The organism is Morganella morganii (assembly GCF_041099235.1).
GTDB lineage: Bacteria > Pseudomonadota > Gammaproteobacteria > Enterobacterales > Enterobacteriaceae > Morganella > Morganella morganii_E.
Genome location: NZ_JBFZSO010000012.1, coordinates 46,440 through 67,925, shown reverse-complemented (window position 1 = coordinate 67,925; position 21,486 = coordinate 46,440). Strand labels below are relative to the sequence as shown.

The following is a 21,486-nucleotide window of genomic DNA, read 5'->3' as shown; positions in this document are numbered from 1 at the left end:
GATTTTATTTATTTAACGGGCTTTGTTTTTCCGCCGCGATAACCGCCGCAGGGAATGCGTAATACGCCGTAATTCCCCGTCACGCAACATACCGATAAAAACACCGAGCAGCGTATAAATAATTCCGAGCACCAGCATCATGATAATATCGTTCTGCACACTGCTGAACGGTAAATCCATCTGGTTGATACCGGCAATCGCTTTGGTCGCCCAGGTAGACGGCAGTGCGGAAGCAATAAACCGTACCCAGTCCGGCATGGCCTGTAACGGCCAGATAGTACCGGACATATAAAAGACCGGAGTGGTGACAAAGGCCAGCGTCAGGTAAATCATCTCCACACTGCGCAGGCATTCGGTAACCAGTTTCCCGAGCCCCAGAACCCCCAGCAGGAACGGAAACGTCAGCAGCCACAACTCATACATCGGCGCTTCCTGGCGGTATCCCAGTACCCACGGCCACAGCGCGAAGAAGACGGTCGACAGGAACAGCCAGATCGGCAGCAGCGCACTCAGCGCCCCCAGGTAGACCGCCAGCGGCGGTTTACCTTTCGGCGTGCTGCGCACCGCGATACTGACACGGACACAGGCTATCAGCAGCGTGTGCTGCAACAGCATAACCAGCAGCCCCGGCAGCGCAATGGCGGCAAAACTGACGCCCGGGTTATACATCCCGACCGTTTCCGACTGAATCGGGGCGATCAGTATTGATGCCTGTTCCGGCGTGTAACCATTGGCTGTCAGGATTTTGGTATTGTAATCCGCCAGGATCTGCTGATATGCCTTGCTCAGCTCCTGCTGAATCTGCCCGCTGGCGATACGGTTAGTACCGTCACCAAATACCGGTACTGTGATATTTTTGCCCTGCAGAAGATTGCGCTCAAAATCCTGCGGGACAATGATGATCGCAAACAGATCACGCATGATCATATCCTGCCTGGCCGTGGCCAGGTTGTCATAACTGTGCAGTTCGACTTTTGCAGTGGCATCCAGCTCCCGCACCAGAGAACGGCTGGCCACCGTGTTATCCTGATCCACCACCGCAACCGGTAAATCCCACAGGACCGGATGCACATAGACCAGGCTCATGACACACAGCGAGATAATCAGCAGCATCCACATCGGTTTTTCCAGCATACCGAGCAGTACTTTCAGGAAGGTCTGGAAATACAGTTTCATACCGCGCGTCCTCCCTGCAATGCCAGCCGTTTCGGCAGCCGGTTACGGATAAGGAAAGTGGCCCCCACCGGATAGAGCAGTAAGAGTGCGCAGACATACAGGATATGCTGCAGCGAGACTTCCCGCAGGAAAATATCAAACATGGCGTTCAGCGCATGTGTCAGCGGCTCGATGTTCGCGATAATCCGTGCCGGCAGAATCATCGACAGTTCCGGCACAGTCATCCCGGAAAAGGCCATTGCCATACTCACCAGCATCCCGATCATACTGTAAGCCATCATCGGATCACGGGTGAATGTATAGAGGAGCAGGCCGATACTCTGGGCGGCCATCACATAAAAGAAACCGATCATCAGCATATAGACCGGATTCCCGGTTACCTTCGCCTCAAACACCGTGACCAGGACAGCGAGTTCGATCATCAGCAGTGCTGTGAAAAACAGGGTATACGGCGCCAGCTTTCCCAGTACACCGCTGAACAGTGGTTTAATGGATTGCAGCATGGTACTGCGTGACATGGTGTAAATCGTGCAGGTCACCACAAATAACTGAAGCATATGGATCGTGGCGGCAAACTGCTGATAATAAATATAACTGCCGCTGGCGTTAAACAGGGTGTCATAGGACATCGTCACCTGTGCCAGTTTCGGGACGTTTTTCCCCATTTCAGAAGCGAGGACAGACCGGTACTGGCCGTTCAGTTCGGCAATCAGTCCGCTGAAGTCCTGGGTGGCGTAGCTGCCGGAAGCATAAAACAGGGCATTAAAAAACATCCGGGTTGTCGGTTGTTTACCGGACAGCACATCACTTTCAAAACGCGGCGGGATCACCAGAATGGCGTAATCTTCCGCGCTCCCCATGCGCTCAAGCGCAACGTCCTGATCATCCTGCGGCGTGATGCTGGCATGTGATGCCGCGTTCAGGTTACGCACCAGGGTGCGTGAGAGCGGGCTGTGGTCATAATCAATGGCGGAAACCGGTAAGTCCAGTAATGTCCCTTCCGAGAAGTTGGCACTGACCAGTGCAAACAACATCAGCGGAAACAGCCAGCTCAGCCAGTGAAACACCGGACTGCGCACCGCCATCCGGGTTTCCTGTGAGAATGCATTGCGGAAACCGCGCCATATTGCCGGAAATCTCATTACTTATCCCGGCGCCACAATGCACTCATGCCGGGTCTTAATCCGTCCACCGGCTGTGCCGGATAGAGACGAACCTCAAAGGTCTTCAGATCAAAATCCCCGGTGGCGCGGGTGGCGCGTTTGGTGGCGTAATCCCCCATAGGTGCGATATAGCGGACTTCAGCCTCAATTTCCTGATTTTTCAGTGCCGGCACCGTCAGGGTGATTTTGTCGCCTTTTTTCACATCCGCGAGAATGTCCTCACGCAGATTATAGACAAAATACGCTTCCGGCAGGCGGATAATCGTCACCAGCGGGCTGCCTGCATTAAACAGTTCACCGATTTCAGCCGGAATCGGCCCGATTTCACCGGTCACCGGCGCGGCCACAGTCAGTTCATCCTGCTGGACTTTTAACTCCGCCAGTTTTTGCTCTGCCTGGCGCAGTGCCGCTTCGTAGCGCTGACGCTGCTCGGTGCGGTCACCGTTTTTCGCCTGGTCGAGCTGCGCTTTGGCGGCCAGTACGCCCTGCTGCGCCACATCACGGGCACGACGGGACTGATCAAGCTCAGTTTTTGATACATAGCCTTTTCCGGCCATGCTGCTCATGCGCTGAAAATCACGTTGTGCATTTGCCAGTTCAGCCTGAGACTTCGCCAGCTGTGCCGCATAGTTACGCACGCTCTCTTCACGGGTACCGTTCAGAGATTCGGTTAACTGTGCCTGTGCCTGGTCACGTGCAGCCACCAGCGAGGCGACCTGCGCTTCCAGTTCAGGGCTGGTCAGACGAATCAGCGCCTGTCCCTGTTTAACGTCGTCACCGCGCTCAATCAGACGTTCAACAACACGTCCTTTGGCTTTCGAGGAAACAATGACCTCCGGTGCATCGACTTCACCCTGCAATAAAAGATACTGGTTGTGGGCACGAAAAAGTGCAGCCATCGCAATTAAGACCAGCATCAGCAGGATCAGATAGATTGTTCTTTTTTTCATTATTGATTTCGGCCTTAACTATCATTTGTGAAACTATTCAGAATGGAATCATCCCGAATGAAATTGTTTTGAAAAAAACGATGAAGAAGGGGAAGCTGTCAGTATTACTGATTTCAGCAAAAACCGTTAAGATATTTGTGCGCCAGATCACAGCATAATACCTTCAATCTTAGCCTCAGACACCTGTTACACAACTATTTTTAATATAAAATCTCAGATAGTTACAAATAATCCTCCTCCGGCAAGTGATCCGACAGAAAAATGTATGACTACAATCTGATTTTCCTGCTGCTTCAGCAGATGTGTGTGTACCTGGTTATCGCCTGGGTGCTCAGCAAGACACCGCTGGTGCTGCCGGTCTTACAGGTAACTGTCCGCCTGCCGCACAAGCTGATGTGCTATCTGATTTTCTCCGTTTTCTGTGTCATGGGCACCTATTTCGGGCTGAATATCAATGATTCTATCGCCAACACGCGGGCTATCGGTTCCGTGCTCGGCGGTCTGCTGGGCGGGCCTTCTGTCGGGCTGCTGGTCGGTTTTACCGGCGGATTGCACCGCTATTCTCTCGGCGGGATGACGGCGTTCAGTTGTATGGTGTCCACTATTGTCGAGGGGCTGATCGGCGGCCTGGTACACCGCTACTATATGAAGCGCGGACAGATCAACAAACTGTTCAATCCCTGGACAGCCGCCGGTGTTACCTTTATTGCCGAACTGGCGCAGATGGCGATTATTCTGTTACTGGCGCGGCCGTTTAATGAGGCTCTGAGTCTGGTGAAAGATATTGCCGCGCCAATGATTATCGCCAATACCATCGGTGCCGCTATGTTTATCCGCATCCTGCTGGACAGACGCGCCATCTTTGAAAAATACACCAGTGCCTTTTCCGCCCAGGCACTGAAACTGGCAATCAGTACGGACGGCGTGCTGCGCCAGGGATTTAATGAGACCAACAGCCGCCAGGTGGCACAGGTGCTGTATGATGAGCTTAATGTCGCCGCCGTGGCTATCACGGATACAGAGAAGCTGCTGGCCTTTATCGGCGTGGGAGCGGATCACCATCTGCCGGGCACGCCGATCGCCTCGCAGTATTCCCGCCAGGCCATTGCCCATAATGAGGTGGTCTATGCCGACGGTAACGAAACGCCGTACTGCTGTTCGATCAACCCGCACTGTAAACTCGGCTCTACGCTGGTTATCCCGCTCACCGGGGAGAATAAACAGGTCGTCGGCACCATCAAACTGTATGAGGTGAAGAACCGCCTGTTCAGCTCGATTAACCGCACGCTGGGAGAAGGGATTGCCAGCCTGTTGTCAGCACAAATCCTGGCCGGGCAGTTTGAGCGAAGTAAGCAGTCACTACTGGAAACAGAGGTGAAATTGCTGCATGCCCAGGTGAATCCGCATTTCCTGTTTAATGCCCTCAATACCTTACAGGCGGTGATCCGACGCGATGCGGAACAGGCGCGGCATCTGGTGCAGAACCTCTCCACGTTCTTCCGTAAAAACTTAAAACGCCCCGGTGAGATTGCCACTCTCGCGGCTGAAATTGAGCATGTGAATGCTTACTTACAGATTGAAAAAGCCCGCTTCCGTGAGCAGTTGTGTGTGGATATCGCCATTCCGGATGCGCTGAAACAGGCCAGTCTGCCGGTCTTTTCGTTACAGCCGATCGTGGAAAATGCGATAAAACATGGTACATCACAGATATTTGAGCAGGGAAAAATTACCATAACCGCACGGGCGGAAGGCAATACCCTTGTCATCCGAATCACCGATAACGCCGGACTGTATCAGCCGACCGGGATGAGTGACGGGCTGGGTATGGGACTGGTCGATAAACGCATCAAAGTCCGCTATGGTAAACAATACGGTCTCAGTGTTCACTGCGAGCCGGAAGTAAAAACAACCATTATTCTGACCTTACCCTTCGATTCACCGGCAGGTGCATCAGCACCGCCTGATAACTAAAAAAATGATAATGACACCATGAATGTTTTAATTGTTGATGATGAGCCACTGGCCCGGGAAAACCTGCGATTACTGCTCGATGCATACCCTGACATCCATATCCTGGGTGAATGCACCAACGCCATTGATGCCATCGGTAAAATCCATCGTCTGAAGCCGGACGTGGTATTTCTGGATATCCAGATGCCCCGTGTCACCGGGCTGGAGATGGTCGGTATGCTCGACCCCGGCCACCGGCCTGCGATTGTCTTTCTCACCGCCTTTGAGGAGTACGCCTTACAGGCTTTTGAGGAGGATGCGTTTGATTATCTGCTCAAACCGGTGGAAAAAGAGCGCCTGGATAAAACCCTGAACCGGCTGCGCCAGGGGCAGATCCGCCCGGCGGAGACCCCGGAACAGACAGAACAGCTGCGCTATATTCCGTGCAGCGGACATAACCGTATCTGGCTGATGCCGGTTGAGGATGTGGTGTATGTCAATTCCCGCATCAGCGGCGTGTTTGTGATGAGCGCACACGGCCAGGAAGGATTTACCGAACTGACACTGCGCACTCTGGAAACCCGTACCCCGCTGCTGCGCTGCCACCGGCAGTATCTGGTCAATCTGACCCGCCTGCGGGAAATTCTGCTGGGCGATAACGGCCAGGCGGAACTTATCCTGAGTAACGATGAAACCATTCCGGTCAGCCGCCGCTACCTCAAACCCCTGAAGGAAGCACTGGGGCTGATTTAATACCAAAATCCGGACGCATAAAAAAAGCCCGGCAGGGATATCCCCGGCCGGGCTTTTTATGATTCAGAGAATCAATTATGCATCATTATTGGTACGACGGCGCGGTGCAGAGTGTCCGCCTTCTTCGCGACGAAAGCTGCGGCGCTCGCCCTGCGGACGGCGATCGCTGTTACCACGGTCAGAACGCTCACCGTCACGGCGGTTACCACCACCGAAACTGCGGCCACCGTTACCGCCACGGTCATTACCACCGCTGCGGCGTTCACGGTTGAACGGCTTCGCATCACCGACTAATGTCATGTTCATTGGTTTGTTCATCACACGGGTACGGGTGAAGTGCTGTAACAGATCCGCCGGCATGCCTTTCGGTAATTCGATAGTTGAGTGAGTATCAAACAGTTTGATGTTACCGATGTAACGGCTGTTGATATCCCCTTCGTTAGCAATCGCGCCCACAATGTGACGGACTTCAACACCATCGGTACGGCCCACTTCAATGCGGTACAGTTCCATATCACCCACGTCACGACGTTCACGGCGCGGACGATCACCACGCTCAGGACGATCGCCGAAACGGTCGTTACGGTCATTGCGGCGGCGATCATCACGATCGTTGAACTCGCGGCGCGGACGGCGTGGTGCATCCGGCGGCAGGATCAGTTTGCGCTCACCTTCTGCCATTTTCAGCAGAACCGCAGCCAGGGTTTCCATATCGATATCTGCGTCAGACTCATCGCTGTCTGCCGGAACCAGTTTTTTCAGCAGTGCACGATACTGATCCAGGTTGCTGCTTTCCATTTCTGCATGGATAGTGGCAGCAAATTTTTCCTGGCGGCGCTGGCTGATCATCTCTGCATCCGGTAATTCTACCTCAGGGATGGTCAGTTTCATGGTGCGTTCAATGTTACGCAGCAGGCGGCGTTCACGGTTCTCAACGAACAGCAGAGCACGGCCGGCGCGGCCCGCACGACCGGTACGGCCGATACGGTGAACATAAGATTCCGCATCCATCGGGATATCGTAGTTAACAACCAGGCTGATACGCTCAACATCCAGACCACGGGCAGCAACGTCTGTTGCAATCAGGATATCCAGACGACCGTCTTTCAGGCGCTCCAGCGTCTGCTCACGCAGTGCCTGGTTCATGTCACCGTTCAGTGCCGCGCTGTTGTAGCCGTTACGCTCCAGGGTTTCAGCCACTTCCAGAGTCGCGTTTTTGGTACGGACGAAGATAATCGCCGCATCAAAATCTTCCGCTTCCAGGAAACGGACCAGTGCTTCACTCTTACGTGCGCCGTAAGCAGTCCAGTAGCTCTGGCTGATGTCCGGACGGGTAGTGACGCTGGTCTGAATGCGCACTTCCTGCGGATCTTTCATGAAACGACGGGTAATGCGGCGGATAGCTTCCGGCATGGTTGCAGAGAACAGTGCTGTCTGGTGCTCTGCCGGGATCTGGCTCATGATGGTTTCAACGTCTTCGATGAAGCCCATGCGCAGCATTTCATCTGCTTCGTCCAGTACCAGACCTTTCAGGTTGGATAAATCCAGAGTGCCACGTTTTAAGTGATCCAGCAGACGGCCCGGAGTCCCGACAACCACCTGTGGCCCCTGACGCAGAGCACGTAACTGGACGTCATAACGCTGACCGCCGTACAGGGCGACCACATTCACGTTACGCATATGTTTGGAGAAATCAGTACAGGCTTCCGCAACCTGAACCGCTAATTCGCGGGTCGGTGCCAGCACCAGAATCTGTGGTGCTCTCAGGTTCGGATCAATATTGTTCAGTAACGGCAGGCCGAATGCCGCCGTTTTACCACTACCTGTCTGCGCCATACCCAGGACATCACGTCCGGCAAGCAGGTGCGGAATACATTGTTGCTGGATCGGGGACGGCTTTTCGTAGCCCAGGTCATCCAGTGCAGTCAAAATATCAGCTGATAAACCAATGTCAGCAAAAGAGATTTCAGTCTCAGTGGTCATGTAAAGGTGCCTCATACAAAATGGCGGCCAGTCTACACAACCCATCGGAAAGCATGTCGGTTGTTTTCATTTAAAAGTGTGAACTGGCTCAAATAAAATTATAAAACGAACAAAACATCCCCCCATCACTTTCGCGATGGTGAAAAATTAACGGGTTGAAGTGTGTTCGTCAGCTATTGTGGATCTGAATCCGTCAGGTCCTGTTCTTCATCACCTAACAGAGCTAATTCCAACAATGCGTAGCGGTGCTCAACGAAATTGTGTGCGTTGTTGGCAACCGTCAGCTTGAACAGCGTTTCAGCGCTGTCCGTATCCCCCAGACTCAGGTAGTATTTACCTAAATAGAAGTAGGTTTCACTGAGATGTTCAGCGAGCGAAGTGTTATCCGTTGAGAATTCCTTCAGCCGATCAAGCAGTGTCTTTTCACTGATGTCGCCGAGATAGAATTCAGCAATATTCCAGCCCCATTGTCCGCCTTTCGCCTGCTGATAGCGCTGACGTAAGTCGGTCAGTGCTTTCTTCGGATCTATCTCTTTATCGACGAGATAAAGCCACAGCGAGCGGAACGGATCGTTTGGATCATCCTGATAAAACGCCAGCAAATCATCCCGCGCCACCGGATACCGGCCCCCGTAATACAGGGCAATACCGCGGTTCATACGCGCGTAGTTATAAGTTGGATCAAGCTCTAATACAGAATCATACGCTTCATAGGCAGCATCAAAGTTGCCTGCCTGCGTAAAATAAATGCCCAGGTAATTAAATATCTCCGGAATATCCGGACGCATTGATAACGCAACAGTAAAATCGTTACGTGCCAATGCACGCAATCCGAGGCTGTCGTACAACACACCACGCTGATAAAGCAGCTGGGCGTACTCGTCCTCAGTTAATGACCGGCTTGCCAGTATTTGTTCCATTCGGGCGAGGATCACTTCCTGCTGTAATGATGGCTGCAGGGGTACTGCAAGTAAATCCCCGGAGTGCCAGTTTTTACCGCTGCTGCATCCTGCGATAAAAATTATAGCCGCAATGCTCCACCAACGCAGAAAAAAATTCATTTCCTACTCCCGAAGTCAGATCCCTGAAAGGATAATCCTCTGACTGACAATAACCGAGTGCATTTTGCTTTTTTTGCCGAATGGCGCCCTTTTTACAGGACGCCACGACTTACGTCAAATTTTATTCAGCGTTATTTGCATCAGGGGTTGCATCCGAAACCGGTGCAGCATCCTGACTGACTGCTTCTTTCATGCTCAGGCGGATACGACCCTGACGATCGATTTCCAGTACCTTGACCGGTACTTCCTGACCCATTTCCAGATAATCTGATACTTTTTCAACGCGTTTGTCAGCGATCTGAGAAATATGCACCAGACCTTCTTTACCGCCGCCGATAGCCACGAAAGCACCGAAATCAACGATACGGACAACTTTACCGTTATAGATACGGCCGACTTCCACTTCTGCGGTGATTTCTTCGATACGGCGGATAGCCATCTTCGCTTTATCGCCGTCAGTTGCAGCAATCTTCACAGTACCGTCATCTTCGATTTCGATAGTGGTGCCGGTTTCTTCGGTCAGGGCACGGATCACAGAACCGCCTTTACCGATAACGTCTTTGATTTTGTCCGGGTTGATGCGGATGGTGTGAATGCGCGGTGCAAACTCAGAGATATCAGAACGTGGTGAGTTGATAGCCTGTTCCATCACACCCAGGATGTGCAGACGCGCACCTTTGGCCTGATTCAGGGCCACCTGCATGATTTCGCTGGTGATACCTTCGATTTTGATATCCATCTGCAGGGCGCTGATACCGTCACGGCTGCCCGCAACTTTAAAGTCCATGTCGCCGAGGTGGTCTTCATCACCGAGGATATCAGACAGAACCACGTACTTGTCGCCTTCTTTAACCAGACCCATCGCGATACCGGCAACCGCTGATTTCACAGGAACACCTGCATCCATCAGTGCCAGAGATGCACCACAGACTGACGCCATAGAAGAAGAACCGTTGGATTCAGTGATTTCTGAAACCACACGCACGGTGTACGGGAATTCTTCCTGGGACGGCATCACTGCCAGCACACCACGTTTCGCCAGACGGCCGTGGCCGATTTCACGACGTTTCGGTGAACCGACCATACCGGTTTCACCCACACAGTACGGAGGGAAGTTGTAGTGGAACAGGAATGTATCAGTGATTTCACCCATTACCTGATCCAGAGTCTGTGCATCACGGGCAGTACCCAGCGTTGCTGTTACCAGCGCCTGAGTTTCACCACGGGTGAACAGAGAAGAACCGTGAGTACGCGGCAGAACGCCGGTGCGGACATCCAGTGCACGGACCATGTCTTTTTCACGGCCGTCGATACGCGGCTCGCCGTTCAGAACACGGGTACGGACAACAGATTTCTCAACCGCAGCCAGGATGTCGCTGATTTCATGTTTCAGTTCACCGGTCAGCTCTTCACCACGTGCGGCAAATTCAGCTTCCAGTGCACTGATGGTTGCATCTTTAATGATATCAACCTGTGCGTAACGATCCTGTTTCTCAGTGATACGGTAAGCATCACCCAGCGCTTTTTCAGACAGCTCAGCAACACGGTCATGCAGAGTCTGGTTAACAGGCTCAGGCTGCCAGTCCCACTTCGGCTTACCGGCTTCAGCGGCCAGTGCATTGATGTTTTCGATAACAATCTGCTGCTGCTCGTGACCGAACACGACCGCACCCAGCATTTGTTCTTCGGTCAGCAGCTGTGCTTCTGATTCAACCATCAGAACCGCACCTTTGGTACCGGCAACAACCAGATCCAGTTTACTTACCGCTAATTCGTCAGTGGTCGGGTTCAGAACATACTGGTCATTGATGAAACCAACACGTGCCGCACCAATCGGGCCGTTAAACGGAATACCGGACAGTGCCAGCGCCGCTGAGGCACCAATCATTGCCACGATATCAGGGTTAACCTGCGGGTTCACAGATACCACGGTTGCGATGATCTGAACTTCGTTCAGGAAACCTTCCGGGAACAGCGGACGTAACGGACGGTCAATCAGACGTGCGATCAGCGTTTCGCCTTCGCCCGGACGGCCTTCACGGCGGAAGAAGCTCCCCGGAATACGGCCGGCAGCGTAAGTACGCTCCTGATAGTTTACGGTCAGCGGGAAGAAGTCCTGGCCCGGTTTCATTTTTTTCTGGCCGACAACGGTAACGAATACCGCGGTGTCGTCCATGTTAACCATTACAGCTGCTGTCGCCTGACGGGCCATCATGCCGGTTTCGATAGTGACAGTGTGCTGACCATACTGGAATTTACGGATTGTCGGATTTAACAAAATAATATCCTTCTGGGTCTCTCACCCCGGCAGGGGTAAGTAGTGAAATGGTTCCTTCAGATACATCCTCGCGACTAATGACAACCTTTTCCTGCTGCCGGAAAGTGCTCTCATTAGCCGCGCGAATAGCTGTACCGAAGAATCGTTATTATTGCGGCAACAGCTCAATGTGCCGCATTCAGAAGAAAAGGGGCCGTCGGCCCCTTTCCACTGAAACTTGTCTGAATTAGCGACGCAGGCCCAGACGCTCAAGAATTGAGGTATAGCTTGCTAAGTCTTTGCCTTTCAGATAGTTCAGGAGCTTACGACGCTGAGCAACCATACGCAGCAGACCACGACGGCTGTGGTGATCTTTTTTGTGCTCTGCAAAGTGACCCTGCAGATGGTTGATCTGTGCAGTCAGCAGCGCGATCTGAACTTCGCTTGAACCGGTGTCGTTTTCGCCACGACCGAAATCAGCGACAATTTTCGCTTTCGCTTCAGTGCTTAGAGACATAATAGAACTCCAAATATACTTTGATTAATAAAAATGAGTGCCGATCTCTAATTCAGCATCTCAGGGAAATTGCCGCGTTATTCTACGCCGCCTGCGCCCTGAACGCAAGATGCCGCGACGCTTATTCGGCGTATTCCACAACAAGACGGCGCGGTGCCACCAGCCCGTCCTCACTGATCACCGCAAGACCGATAAACCGGGCTTCATCACCTTGTGTTACGCGGGTTAATGTCTCCGATGCCAGGTCGTGCGGAGCCCGTACCGGCTGCCCCAGCTTAAAATACCCGGCAGTCACGTCCGTCAGATTGACCTGCGGGAAATGTGACACAGCGGTATCCATCGGCAGCAGCAGCGGATCCAGTGCGGTTTCAAGCGGAGTTTCAGACTCATCCGCCACACGGCGCATTTCCTGAAGCTGTTCCAGTGTCACCATCCGTTCTGCCGGATACGTGGCCACCTGCAACCGGCGCAGCATGATCACGTGAGCACCGCAACCGAGTTTTTCACCGAGATCATCAATGATAGTGCGGATATAGGTGCCTTTCGAGCAGTGAATTTCCAGCTCCAGCTCTTCCCCTTCATGGCGGATAAACAGCAGTTCATACACCGTGATCGGGCGGGATTCCCGTTCTATGGTGATGCCTTTGCGGGCATACTCGTACAGCGGACGTCCCTGATGCTTGAGCGCGGAATACATGGACGGCACCTGTAAGGTATCGCCCCTGAATGACTCCAGGGCAGCCGCAAGCTGTTCCCCCGTGAATGACAGCGGGCGCTCACTGATCACCTCACCCTGTGAGTCTGAGGTGTCCGTACGCTGCCCCAGCCGGGCAATCACGCGGTAACGTTTGTCGGAATCCAGCAGGAACTGTGAAAACTTGGTTGCTTCACCGAGGCAGACCGGCAGCATACCGGTCGCCAGCGGATCCAGCGCACCGGTGTGACCGGCCTTGGCGGCATTAAACAGACGGCGGACCTTCTGCAATGCATCATTGGATGAAATGTCCTGCGGTTTATCCAGCAGGACAATGCCGTTGATATTACGGCCACGACGACGGCGTGCCATCAGTTACCCTCTTTGTCGTCCGCAGATTTACGCATATCCTGGTCGTGTTTGATCACATCAGACACCAGATTGGACATACGCATCCCTTCGACCAGAGAACTGTCATATTCAAATTTGAGTTCCGGAATAATGCGCAGACGCATCTCTTTCCCCAGCAGGGAACGGATATAGCCGGAAATATCATTTAAGACTTTGATACCTGTTTTCACCTGCTCTGAATTATGGTCTTCATCCATAAAGTTCAGAAAGGTGACAAACACCGTGGCATAGGCCATATCGCGGGATAAATCCACACCGGATACCGTTGCCATCCCCACACGGGGATCTTTAATTTCACGCTGCAGGATAATCGCAATTTCTTTCTGAATTTCCTGTGAAACGCGCTGAGTACGGCTGAATTCTCTCGCCATAGTTTCTCTCCTGAAAATCAGGGGGGCCATAAGCCCCCCAATTATATCATGTTATGTCATACCGTCAGGTGATCAGATAGTTCGCTGAACTTCAATCACCTGGAAGACTTCAATCATGTCGCCCGGGCGGACATCATTGTAGTTCTTGACACCGATACCACATTCCATCCCGTTACGGACTTCAGCAACGTCATCTTTGAAGCGGCGCAGAGATTCCAGCTCACCTTCATAGATAACCACGTTGTCACGCAGAACGCGGATAGGGTTATTACGCTTGATAGTTCCTTCCGTCACCATACAACCGGCGATAGCACCAAATTTCGGTGAACGGAATACATCACGGACTTCTGCCAGACCCATGATTTCCTGTTTGAATTCCGGCGCCAGCATCCCGCTCATTGCCTGTTTGATTTCATCAATCAGGCTGTAGATGACGGAATAGTAACGCAGGTCAACGCTTTCGCTTTCAATCAGGCGGCGTGCTGATGCATCCGCACGGACGTTAAAGCCAAGGATAATCGCGTTGGATGCCGCAGCCAGCGTGGCGTCAGTTTCAGTGATACCACCCACACCGGAACCGATGATTTTGACTTTGACTTCATCAGTCGACAGTTTCATCAGTGAATCGGTGATAGCTTCACAGGTACCCTGAACATCGGTCTTCAGAACGATATTCAGTTCAGAAACCTTACCGCTTTCCATGTTAGCAAACATGTTTTCCAGTTTGGCTTTCTGCTGACGTGCCAGTTTCACATCACGGAATTTACCCTGACGATAGAGTGCCACTTCACGGGCTTTCTTCTCGTCACGGACAACGGTAGCTTCATCACCGGCAGACGGTACGTTGGACAGTCCCAGGATTTCCACCGGAATGGACGGACCCGCTTCGGTGATATCCTGACCCAGTTCGTTACGCATCGCACGGATACGGCCGTATTCAAAGCCGCACAGCACGATATCGCCTTTGTTCAGTGTACCGCTCTGTACCAGGATAGTTGCGACCGGACCACGGCCTTTATCGAGGTAAGATTCGATAACCACACCGCTCGCCATACCGGCACGCACTGCTTTCAGTTCGAGAACTTCAGCCTGCAGCAGGATAGCGTCGAGCAGATCGTCGATACCAATACCTTTCTTCGCGGAAACGCTGATGAACTGAGTCTCGCCGCCCCACTCTTCAGAGAGGATGCCGTACTGAGACAGTTCGTTACGTACGCGATCCGGATCAGCTTCCGGTTTATCAATTTTGTTCACCGCAACCACAACCGGCACACCCGCTGCTTTCGCATGCTGGATAGCTTCGATAGTCTGCGGCATCACGCCATCGTCCGCTGCGACAACCAGAACAACGATATCCGTTGCCTGCGCACCACGGGCACGCATGGAGGTAAACGCGGCGTGCCCCGGAGTATCCAGGAACGTGATAGCGCCTTTATCGGTGGTCACATGGTAAGCACCGATGTGCTGGGTAATACCGCCCGCTTCGCCGGAGGCGACTTTGGTGGAACGGATATAGTCCAGTAAAGAGGTTTTACCGTGGTCAACGTGACCCATGATGGTCACAACCGGCGCACGTGGTTCAGCCTGTGCTTCACCCATGTCACGGTCGTTCAGGATCGCTTCTTCCAGCTCGTTCTCACGGCGCAGGATAACTTTGTGCCCCATTTCCTCGGCAACCAGCTGTGCAGTTTCCTGGTCAATCACCTGGTTGATAGTCGCCATAGCGCCCATCTTCATCATGGTTTTAATGACCTGAGAACCTTTCACCGCCATCTTGTTGGCTAATTCGCCAACAGTGATGGTTTCACCGATAACCACATCACGGGTAACCGCTGCAACCGGCTTGTTAAAGCTCTGCTGCAGTGAGCTGCCTTTACGCTGTTTCTTACCGCGCGGCAGTTGCGCACGGGCTTCTTCGCGATCGGCTTTCTCAGAGTGACGGTTGTTTTTCTTCTGGCGGACGTTTTTCGCGCCACGGCCGCGGCCGCGGTTATCGCCTTCAACTTTCGCATCACTTTCATCTTCCGCTTCACGGGCGTGGGCAGAGGTGGTGGTGTGATAGTCCGCGCTTTCTGTTTCTTCGCTGACAGGAGCAGACCATTTCTCGCCGTTTTCTTCGGCCAGACGGCGCGCTTCTTCTGCGGCACGTTTCACTTCAGCTTCAAGTTTGCGCTGCTGTTCTTCTTCAGCTTTGCGTTTGATTTCAGCGGCTTCGGCTTCGCGGCGCACTTTTTCGCTGTTTTCCCGGGTATCAGCCGGGGCTGATTTCGCTTTATTTTCTTTCACGTTATTCTTTTCCGCTGCTTCACGCTTAGCCGGTTCTGCCGCTTGTTCAGTTACTTTCGCTGCTGCCGCTTCGCGTTTTGCCTTTTCTTCAGCCTCACGTTTGGCTTGTGCCTCTTGTTTAGCTTTTTCTTCGGCTTCACGACGGGCCTGCTCTTCAGCTTCGCGTCTTGCCTGCTCTTCCGCTTCACGCTGTGCCTGCTCTTCCGCGGCTTTTGCCTGTTCAGCGGCATCGCGGTTTACATATGTGCGTTTTTTGCGGACTTCAATATTAACCGATTTGCTCTTGCCACCGGTTACCGGAACACTCAGCGTACTGCGAGTTTTGCGCTGAAGTGTTAATTTACCCGGCTGACTTGCCCCGCCCTGTTCGCGGTTCAGATGGGCCAGCAGGGCCTCTTTTTCTTGCTGGGAAACGTTATCAGACGCCGTCTTTTTGATGCCGGCATCAGCAAACTGCTGAACCAGGCGCTCTACGGAAGTCTGAATTTCGTCTGCCAGTGATTTTACCGATTCTGTCATGCTGCTCCTTCCCGCTACAAATTAAGATGCATCGTCGCCAAACCAACAGATATTACGCGCTGCCATGATGAGTTCACCTGCTTTCTCATCATTCAGACCTTCGATATCCGTGAGGTCATCGATACCCTGCTCTGCGAGATCTTCAAGGGTACAAATACCACGGGAAGCCAGGGTGAATGCCAGTGTGCGGTCCATGCCTTCAAGGTTTAACAAATCATCCGCCGGTGTGGTACCTGACTGGCTCTCTTTCTGTGCCAGTTCGAGCGTTGTTAAAGCGGCTTTTGCACGTTCGCGCAGGACTTCAACGGTTTCCTCTTCGAGGCCGTCGATTTCCAGAAGTTCGCTGACCGGCACATATGCCAGTTCTTCCAGTGTGGAGAAACCTTCTTCCACTAATAAGGTTGCGAAATCTTCATCGATGTCGAGATGCTTAACAAAAGTTTCAATGGAAGCGTGTGCTTCCGCCTGGTGTTTCGCGTTAAGTTCCTCCGCAGTCATGACGTTCAGTTCCCATTTGTCATCACCACGATGTTTTTTCAGCAGTTGTGCAGCGAGACGCACATTCTGGCCGTTACGGCCAATGGCCTGTGCAAGGTTGCTGCTTTCCACAGCAACGTCCATTGTACATTTGTCTTCATCGACAACAATGGATGCAACATCTGCCGGAGCCATTGCATTAATCACGAATTGCGCCGGGTTGTCATCCCACAACACGATATCAATCCGCTCGCCGCCCAGCTCACCGGAAACGGCCTGAACGCGGGCGCCGCGCATTCCCACACATGCCCCGACAGGGTCAATGCGTTTGTCATTGGTTTTCACCGCGATTTTCGCACGGGAACCGGGATCACGGGCAGCCGCTTTAATTTCAATAATCTCTTCGCCGATTTCCGGCACTTCGATTTTAAATAATTCGACCAGCATTTCCGGACGGGAACGGGTCACAAATAATTGTGCACCACGGGCTTCCGGACGAACATCATACAGAACTCCGCGGATACGGTCACCCGGACGGAAGTTCTCACGCGGCAGCATATCTTCGCGCATAATGACCGCTTCTGCATTATTCCCCAGATCGAGGGTAATGTTTTCGCGGTTCACTTTTTTCACCACACCGGTGATGATTTCGCCCTGCTGCTCGCGGAACTGATCAACCACCATCGCACGTTCGGCTTCGCGCACTTTCTGTACGATAACCTGTTTTGCAGTCTGAGTGGTGATACGGTCGAAGGTGACAGATTCAATCTGATCTTCGATATATTCGCCTAACTGAATGCCCGGTGTTTCATAATCAGCCGCTTCCAGTGTGATTTCACGGGTCGGCTGAGTGACTTCTTCTACCACCATCCAGCGGCGGAAGGTATCAAAATCACCGGATTTACGGTCGATTTCCACACGAACATCAATTTCCTGTTCGTATTTTTTCTTGGTGGCGGTTGCCAGCGCAGTTTCCAGAGCCTCAAAAATTTTCTCACGAGGAAGCGATTTTTCGTTAGAAACTGCCTCAACAACAGCCAGAATTTCTTTATTCATCCTAGTTGCCTCTTTTGAACTTTATATTAAAAGTGGGGTACCAGGTTAGCTTTCTGGATGTTGCCAAGTGCGAACACTTCGTCTTTGCCATCCACTGTAACCGTGATCATTTCACCGTCAACGGCTTTGATAATACCCTGCCATCTGCGACGGTTCTGCATTGCGATTCGTAAAGTCAGTGAGACTTCCTCACCGGTAAACCGCTGATAATGTTCAGCCGTAAATAACGGACGCTCCATACCCGGAGACGAAACCTCAAGGTTATAAACGGTTGTAATAGGATCTTCAACATCAAGAACGGCACTGACCTGGTGGCTCACGTCCGCGCAATCATCAACAGTGATACCCTCTTCACTATCAATAAAAATACGCAGTGTTGACACGCGGCCGCGGATAAACTCCACGCCGACAAGCTCAAAACCGAGTGCTTCGACAGGTGCAGTGACCATCTCTGTTAATTTCTGCTCTAATGTGGACAAGACCACCCCCGGGACATAAAAAAAGGGCATAACGCCCAGTATCTCTGTTGACTGATAACAAAAAACCCCGAAATTTCGGGGCTTTATGCAACTGGACCCTGTGTACATCACACTTCTTAATCTTTTTTCCAAATCAGGGATAACGTAAGAGTTGTTGATACAATCAACATTGGAAAAAACGATTTGTTATAAGAAGTGGTTGCGGGAGCCGGATTTGAACCGACGACCTTCGGGTTATGAGCCCGACGAGCTACCATGCTGCTCCATCCCGCGTTCGAAACGTGAAAAATTTTACGCTGATCACCTGCAAAACGCAAGTGTGAAACTAAATGGTGCCGAGGACGGGACTTGAACCCGTACGCCCGTTTTGTAGGCACTACCACCTCAAGGTAGCGTGTATACCAATTTCACCACCTCGGCACTGAACTGCTCTTTTTTACGGGACTGACTGATGGTGTGTATCAATCCCGTTTAAAACTTTTACTTCAGACTTGCAACAATCAGCGCGGAATATCGCTGTTAGGAGCTGCTGGTGCTGCGGGAACATCTGTTTTCTGTTCTGTCTGCACCGGCTGAGCGAGATTATCAAACTTGCTGCCTGTACCGGTTTTATTGCTGGTCATGTTGCCCAGAACCAAACTCAGTACAAAAAACAGTGTTGCTAAAATGCCTGTGGTACGGGTCATGAAGTTACCGGAACCCGAAGAACCAAACAGTGTTGCAGACGCGCCTGCACCGAACGAAGCACCCATGTCCGCACCTTTCCCCTGCTGCATTAAGATCATGCCGACTAAGGCAATCGCAACAAGTAAGAAAACGACTAAGAGAGCTGTATACATAAACGTGTACCTATTCCTCGTACGGTATACCGACTGATTCGGTATCAATCTGCACACTCACAGGTAAATCTGATTACCTTGCTGAGCGGGTCAGAATACTAACCAAACAAACGCGCACACGCAAGTCTATTTTAAGCCCGGCGCATCGGTTGCGGAAAAAAACAACAATAAGGGGCGGATTCTGACAGAGCCGGGGGAAAACCGCAATAATTTTTTCCGGCTCTGTCATTCACATCATAAATAATTATACGCGTTTCACCGCGTCTGCAATGCGGTTTGCCATCGCAGTGACCTGCGCTTCATCTTCCCCTTCCACCATCACACGGATCAGCGGTTCAGTACCTGATTTACGCAGCAGCACACGGCCTTTGCCGTTCAGCTCTTTTTCCACTTCCTGTGCCACGCGGGTGACTTCCTCGCTTGCCAGCGGATCGTGCTGACCGGCAAAGCGGACATTCACCAGCACCTGCGGCAGCAGTTTCATGCCGCTGCACAGGTCGTGCAGGCTCATATTGTTGCGTACCATGGCACTCAGCACCTGAAGACCCGCCACAATGCCGTCACCGGTAGTGGTTTTGTCCAGCAGGATGATGTGGCCTGAGTTTTCCGCACCCAGACGCCAGCCTTTTTCCTGGAGTTTTTCAAGCACGTAACGGTCGCCGACTTTCGCGCGCTCAAACGGAATACCCAGCTGTTTCAGTGCCAGTTCCAGTCCCATGTTACTCATCAGTGTGCCGACAGCACCACCGCGCAGTTGTCCCTGACGCAGTGCTTCACGGGCAATGATAAACAGGATCTGGTCACCGTCCACTTTCTCACCCAGGTGATCCACCATGATCAGACGGTCGCCGTCACCGTCAAATGCCAGACCGACATGCGCGCCTTCAGCGAGAACACGTTCCTGTAACTGACGGACATCCGTTGCACCACATTTTTCGTTAATGTTGATACCGTTCGGGTCACAGCCGATAGCAATCACTTCCGCACCCAGTTCACTTAATACGTTCGGTGCGATGTGATAGGTTGCGCCGTGTGCGCAGTCGATCACCATTTTCAGCCCGTTCAGGCTCTGCTCGTTCGGGAATGTCCCTTTACAGAATTCAATATAACGGCCGGCAGCATCCACAATGCGGTTTGCGCGGCCCAGCTCGGCGGATTCCACACAGGTCAGTGGTTTTTCCATCTCGGCTTCAATCGCTTCTTCCACGTGATCAGGCAGCTTGGTGCCGTCGATGGAGAAGAATTTGATGCCGTTGTCATAATACGGGTTGTGAGAGGCTGAAATAACAATACCGGCCTCGGCACGGAAAGTACGGGTCAGATACGCGACAGCCGGTGTCGGCATCGGGCCGGTAAATGAGGCGGATAACCCTGCAGCGGCAAGACCGGCTTCCAGTGCGGATTCCAGCATATAGCCGGAAATACGGGTATCTTTGCCGATAATAATTTTACGTGAGCCATGACGTGCCAGCACTTTCCCGGCCGCCCAGCCCAGTTTGAGCACAAAATCAGGGGTAATCGGGCTGTCACCCACTTTTCCGCGGATGCCATCAGTACCAAAGTATTTGCGATCACTCATTGTCGTTTGTTTCCTTCGCTAAACGGGTTGCTTCCACCACTTTCATGGCCTGGACAGTTTCTTTCACATCATGAACACGGATAATCTGCGCACCTTTCATCGCGGCAATCACCGCACAGGCCACGCTGCCGGCAACCCGTTCATCCGGGGGAATATCCATCAGCTGGCCAATCATAGATTTTCGTGACATTCCGGCGAGAACCGGTAATCCCAGGTTATGAAACAGGTCTAATTTATCCAATAACTGATAATTATGCGCCAGTGTTTTTCCGAAACCGAAGCCCGGATCGAGAATTATGTGATTTTTTTCAATTCCGGCCGCCACACAGCGTGCTACCTGCGCTTCAAGATACGTATACACCTCACGCACCACATTCTGATAGTGCGGTGCCTGCTGCATGGTACGCGGTTCTCCCTGCATATGCATCACACAAACCGGCAGGCCGCTCTGTGCCGCCGCCTGTAATGACCCCGGCTCACTGAATGAGCGGATATCATTGAGAATATGAGCCCCTGCATTTGCGGCTTCGCGGATCACCAGCGCTTTTGAGGTATCCACTGAAATCCAGACGGCCGATTCACGGGCAATCGCTGCCACAACCGGGATAACCCGCTCCGCTTCCTGCTCCGGACTGACTTCCGCCGCTCCGGGACGGGTGGATTCACCGCCGATATCAATGATTGTCGCGCCTTCTGCAATCATTTTCCGGGCATGTTCCAGTGCTTTGGCGGGGGTGTTGTGTGTACCGCCGTCTGAGAATGAATCCGGGGTCACATTGAGGATCCCCATCACCTGCGGCGTTGCCAGCGAAAGTGTCTGACCGCGTGCGGTAAGTTTCATAATCCGGCCTTCTTACTGTTTATTATTTCAATCGTGATGTGATTGTAATGCCTGACTCCGGCGGGATAAAGATATAAAAAAACCCGGCGAATTTTCCGCCGGGTTTTTCATATTACTGCTTCAT

General features: G+C 52.4%; 18 protein-coding genes and 2 tRNA genes. 2 read left to right on the top strand and 18 right to left on the bottom strand.

Features of this window, described 5'->3' with window-relative positions; genetic code table 11:
- Positions 1-12 precede the first annotated feature (12 nt).
- From AB7038_RS16160 to AB7038_RS16150, 3 genes are read right to left on the bottom strand one after another with little or no spacing between them, the layout of a single operon-like run.
- Positions 13-1,176, bottom strand: coding sequence for an ABC transporter permease (locus AB7038_RS16160; protein ID WP_072872168.1), 1,164 nt, complete (start codon positions 1,174-1,176; stop codon positions 13-15).
- Positions 1,173-2,318 carry an ABC transporter permease gene (locus AB7038_RS16155; RefSeq protein ID WP_072872169.1) on the bottom strand — a complete coding sequence of 382 codons (1,146 nt, stop codon included), beginning with the start codon at positions 2,316-2,318 and terminating at the stop codon, positions 1,173-1,175. Before AB7038_RS16155 ends, AB7038_RS16160 begins: the two co-directional genes overlap by 4 nt.
- Positions 2,318-3,289, bottom strand: a complete 972-nt coding sequence (locus AB7038_RS16150; protein ID WP_349419091.1) for an HlyD family secretion protein — start codon at positions 3,287-3,289, stop codon at positions 2,318-2,320. Before AB7038_RS16150 ends, AB7038_RS16155 begins: the two co-directional genes overlap by 1 nt.
- Before the next feature lie 261 nt (positions 3,290-3,550).
- On the opposite strand from AB7038_RS16150, the gene AB7038_RS16145 reads away from it, so the two are divergent.
- Together AB7038_RS16145 and btsR are read left to right on the top strand one after the other, a co-directional pair.
- Positions 3,551-5,260: a LytS/YhcK type 5TM receptor domain-containing protein gene (locus tag AB7038_RS16145; RefSeq protein WP_369453646.1), complete on the top strand. Its 1,710-nt coding sequence runs from the start codon at positions 3,551-3,553 to the stop codon at positions 5,258-5,260.
- An 18-nt stretch (positions 5,261-5,278) separates the two neighbouring features.
- Complete coding sequence (btsR, locus tag AB7038_RS16140; protein WP_024474269.1) at positions 5,279-5,992, top strand: two-component system response regulator BtsR; 714 nt, start codon at positions 5,279-5,281, stop codon at positions 5,990-5,992.
- Between the two features lie 75 nt (positions 5,993-6,067).
- On the opposite strand, the gene AB7038_RS16135 is transcribed toward btsR, so the two are convergent.
- The 15 genes from AB7038_RS16135 to folP form a co-directional block, all read right to left on the bottom strand.
- Entirely contained in the window at positions 6,068-7,975 is a 1,908-nt protein-coding gene (locus AB7038_RS16135) for a DEAD/DEAH family ATP-dependent RNA helicase (RefSeq protein WP_368889657.1), read from the bottom strand.
- Positions 7,965-8,030: a hypothetical protein gene (locus tag AB7038_RS16130; protein ID WP_225875391.1), complete on the bottom strand. Its 66-nt coding sequence runs from the start codon at positions 8,028-8,030 to the stop codon at positions 7,965-7,967. Before AB7038_RS16130 ends, AB7038_RS16135 begins: the two co-directional genes overlap by 11 nt.
- A gap of 118 nt (positions 8,031-8,148) precedes the next feature.
- Positions 8,149-9,036 (bottom strand): lipoprotein NlpI, encoded by an 888-nt coding sequence (nlpI, locus tag AB7038_RS16125; RefSeq protein WP_004234572.1) that lies wholly within the window; start codon positions 9,034-9,036, stop codon positions 8,149-8,151.
- A gap of 121 nt (positions 9,037-9,157) precedes the next feature.
- Positions 9,158-11,314, bottom strand: a complete 2,157-nt coding sequence (pnp, locus tag AB7038_RS16120) for a polyribonucleotide nucleotidyltransferase (protein ID WP_369453645.1) — start codon at positions 11,312-11,314, stop codon at positions 9,158-9,160.
- Between the two features lie 226 nt (positions 11,315-11,540).
- Positions 11,541-11,810: a 30S ribosomal protein S15 gene (gene rpsO / locus AB7038_RS16115; RefSeq protein WP_004234569.1), complete on the bottom strand. Its 270-nt coding sequence runs from the start codon at positions 11,808-11,810 to the stop codon at positions 11,541-11,543.
- 121 nt (positions 11,811-11,931) lie between these two features.
- The gene (gene truB / locus AB7038_RS16110) at positions 11,932-12,876 is read right to left on the bottom strand and encodes a tRNA pseudouridine(55) synthase TruB (RefSeq protein ID WP_369453644.1); all 945 of its coding nucleotides are present in this window, start codon (positions 12,874-12,876) and stop codon (positions 11,932-11,934) included.
- The gene (rbfA, locus tag AB7038_RS16105) at positions 12,876-13,286 is read right to left on the bottom strand and encodes a 30S ribosome-binding factor RbfA (protein WP_004234563.1); all 411 of its coding nucleotides are present in this window, start codon (positions 13,284-13,286) and stop codon (positions 12,876-12,878) included. The genes truB and rbfA overlap by 1 nt, the downstream gene beginning before the upstream one ends.
- 72 nt (positions 13,287-13,358) lie before the next feature.
- Positions 13,359-16,091: a translation initiation factor IF-2 gene (infB, locus tag AB7038_RS16100; protein ID WP_087826309.1), complete on the bottom strand. Its 2,733-nt coding sequence runs from the start codon at positions 16,089-16,091 to the stop codon at positions 13,359-13,361.
- A 21-nt stretch (positions 16,092-16,112) separates the two neighbouring features.
- Positions 16,113-17,624, bottom strand: coding sequence for a transcription termination factor NusA (nusA, locus tag AB7038_RS16095; protein WP_004234558.1), 1,512 nt, complete (start codon positions 17,622-17,624; stop codon positions 16,113-16,115).
- 26 nt (positions 17,625-17,650) lie between these two features.
- The gene (rimP, locus tag AB7038_RS16090; RefSeq protein ID WP_004241392.1) at positions 17,651-18,103 is read right to left on the bottom strand and encodes a ribosome maturation factor RimP; all 453 of its coding nucleotides are present in this window, start codon (positions 18,101-18,103) and stop codon (positions 17,651-17,653) included.
- A 196-nt stretch (positions 18,104-18,299) separates the two neighbouring features.
- Positions 18,300-18,376: transfer RNA gene (locus AB7038_RS16085), tRNA-Met, on the bottom strand.
- A gap of 57 nt (positions 18,377-18,433) precedes the next feature.
- A tRNA-Leu gene (locus AB7038_RS16080) sits at positions 18,434-18,523 on the bottom strand.
- 80 nt (positions 18,524-18,603) lie between these two features.
- Positions 18,604-18,942, bottom strand: coding sequence for a preprotein translocase subunit SecG (gene secG, locus AB7038_RS16075; RefSeq protein WP_015422312.1), 339 nt, complete (start codon positions 18,940-18,942; stop codon positions 18,604-18,606).
- A 244-nt stretch (positions 18,943-19,186) separates the two neighbouring features.
- Positions 19,187-20,521 (bottom strand): phosphoglucosamine mutase, encoded by a 1,335-nt coding sequence (gene glmM, locus AB7038_RS16070; RefSeq protein WP_004241391.1) that lies wholly within the window; start codon positions 20,519-20,521, stop codon positions 19,187-19,189.
- Positions 20,514-21,362, bottom strand: coding sequence for a dihydropteroate synthase (gene folP, locus AB7038_RS16065; protein WP_368889652.1), 849 nt, complete (start codon positions 21,360-21,362; stop codon positions 20,514-20,516). The genes glmM and folP overlap by 8 nt, the downstream gene beginning before the upstream one ends.
- Between the last annotated feature and the right edge of the window lie 124 nt (positions 21,363-21,486).

What these genes read in the sequence shown, in the direction of transcription:
- glmM (WP_004241391.1), bottom strand. Translation starts at nt 20,521, where the DNA reads ATGAGTGATCGCAAATACTTTGGTACTGATGGCATCCGCGGAAAAGTG.
- AB7038_RS16145 (WP_369453646.1), top strand. Translation starts at nt 3,551, where the DNA reads ATGTATGACTACAATCTGATTTTCCTGCTGCTTCAGCAGATGTGTGTG.
- AB7038_RS16150 (WP_349419091.1), bottom strand. Translation starts at nt 3,289, where the DNA reads ATGAAAAAAAGAACAATCTATCTGATCCTGCTGATGCTGGTCTTAATT.
- nlpI (WP_004234572.1), bottom strand. Translation starts at nt 9,036, where the DNA reads ATGAATTTTTTTCTGCGTTGGTGGAGCATTGCGGCTATAATTTTTATC.
- rpsO (WP_004234569.1), bottom strand. Translation starts at nt 11,810, where the DNA reads ATGTCTCTAAGCACTGAAGCGAAAGCGAAAATTGTCGCTGATTTCGGT.
- rbfA (WP_004234563.1), bottom strand. Translation starts at nt 13,286, where the DNA reads ATGGCGAGAGAATTCAGCCGTACTCAGCGCGTTTCACAGGAAATTCAG.
- btsR (WP_024474269.1), top strand. Translation starts at nt 5,279, where the DNA reads ATGAATGTTTTAATTGTTGATGATGAGCCACTGGCCCGGGAAAACCTG.
- truB (WP_369453644.1), bottom strand. Translation starts at nt 12,876, where the DNA reads ATGGCACGCCGTCGTCGTGGCCGTAATATCAACGGCATTGTCCTGCTG.
- folP (WP_368889652.1), bottom strand. Translation starts at nt 21,362, where the DNA reads ATGAAACTTACCGCACGCGGTCAGACACTTTCGCTGGCAACGCCGCAG.
- AB7038_RS16135 (WP_368889657.1), bottom strand. Translation starts at nt 7,975, where the DNA reads ATGACCACTGAGACTGAAATCTCTTTTGCTGACATTGGTTTATCAGCT.
- infB (WP_087826309.1), bottom strand. Translation starts at nt 16,091, where the DNA reads ATGACAGAATCGGTAAAATCACTGGCAGACGAAATTCAGACTTCCGTA.
- AB7038_RS16160 (WP_072872168.1), bottom strand. Translation starts at nt 1,176, where the DNA reads ATGAAACTGTATTTCCAGACCTTCCTGAAAGTACTGCTCGGTATGCTG.
- AB7038_RS16155 (WP_072872169.1), bottom strand. Translation starts at nt 2,318, where the DNA reads ATGAGATTTCCGGCAATATGGCGCGGTTTCCGCAATGCATTCTCACAG.
- secG (WP_015422312.1), bottom strand. Translation starts at nt 18,942, where the DNA reads ATGTATACAGCTCTCTTAGTCGTTTTCTTACTTGTTGCGATTGCCTTA.
- nusA (WP_004234558.1), bottom strand. Translation starts at nt 17,624, where the DNA reads ATGAATAAAGAAATTCTGGCTGTTGTTGAGGCAGTTTCTAACGAAAAA.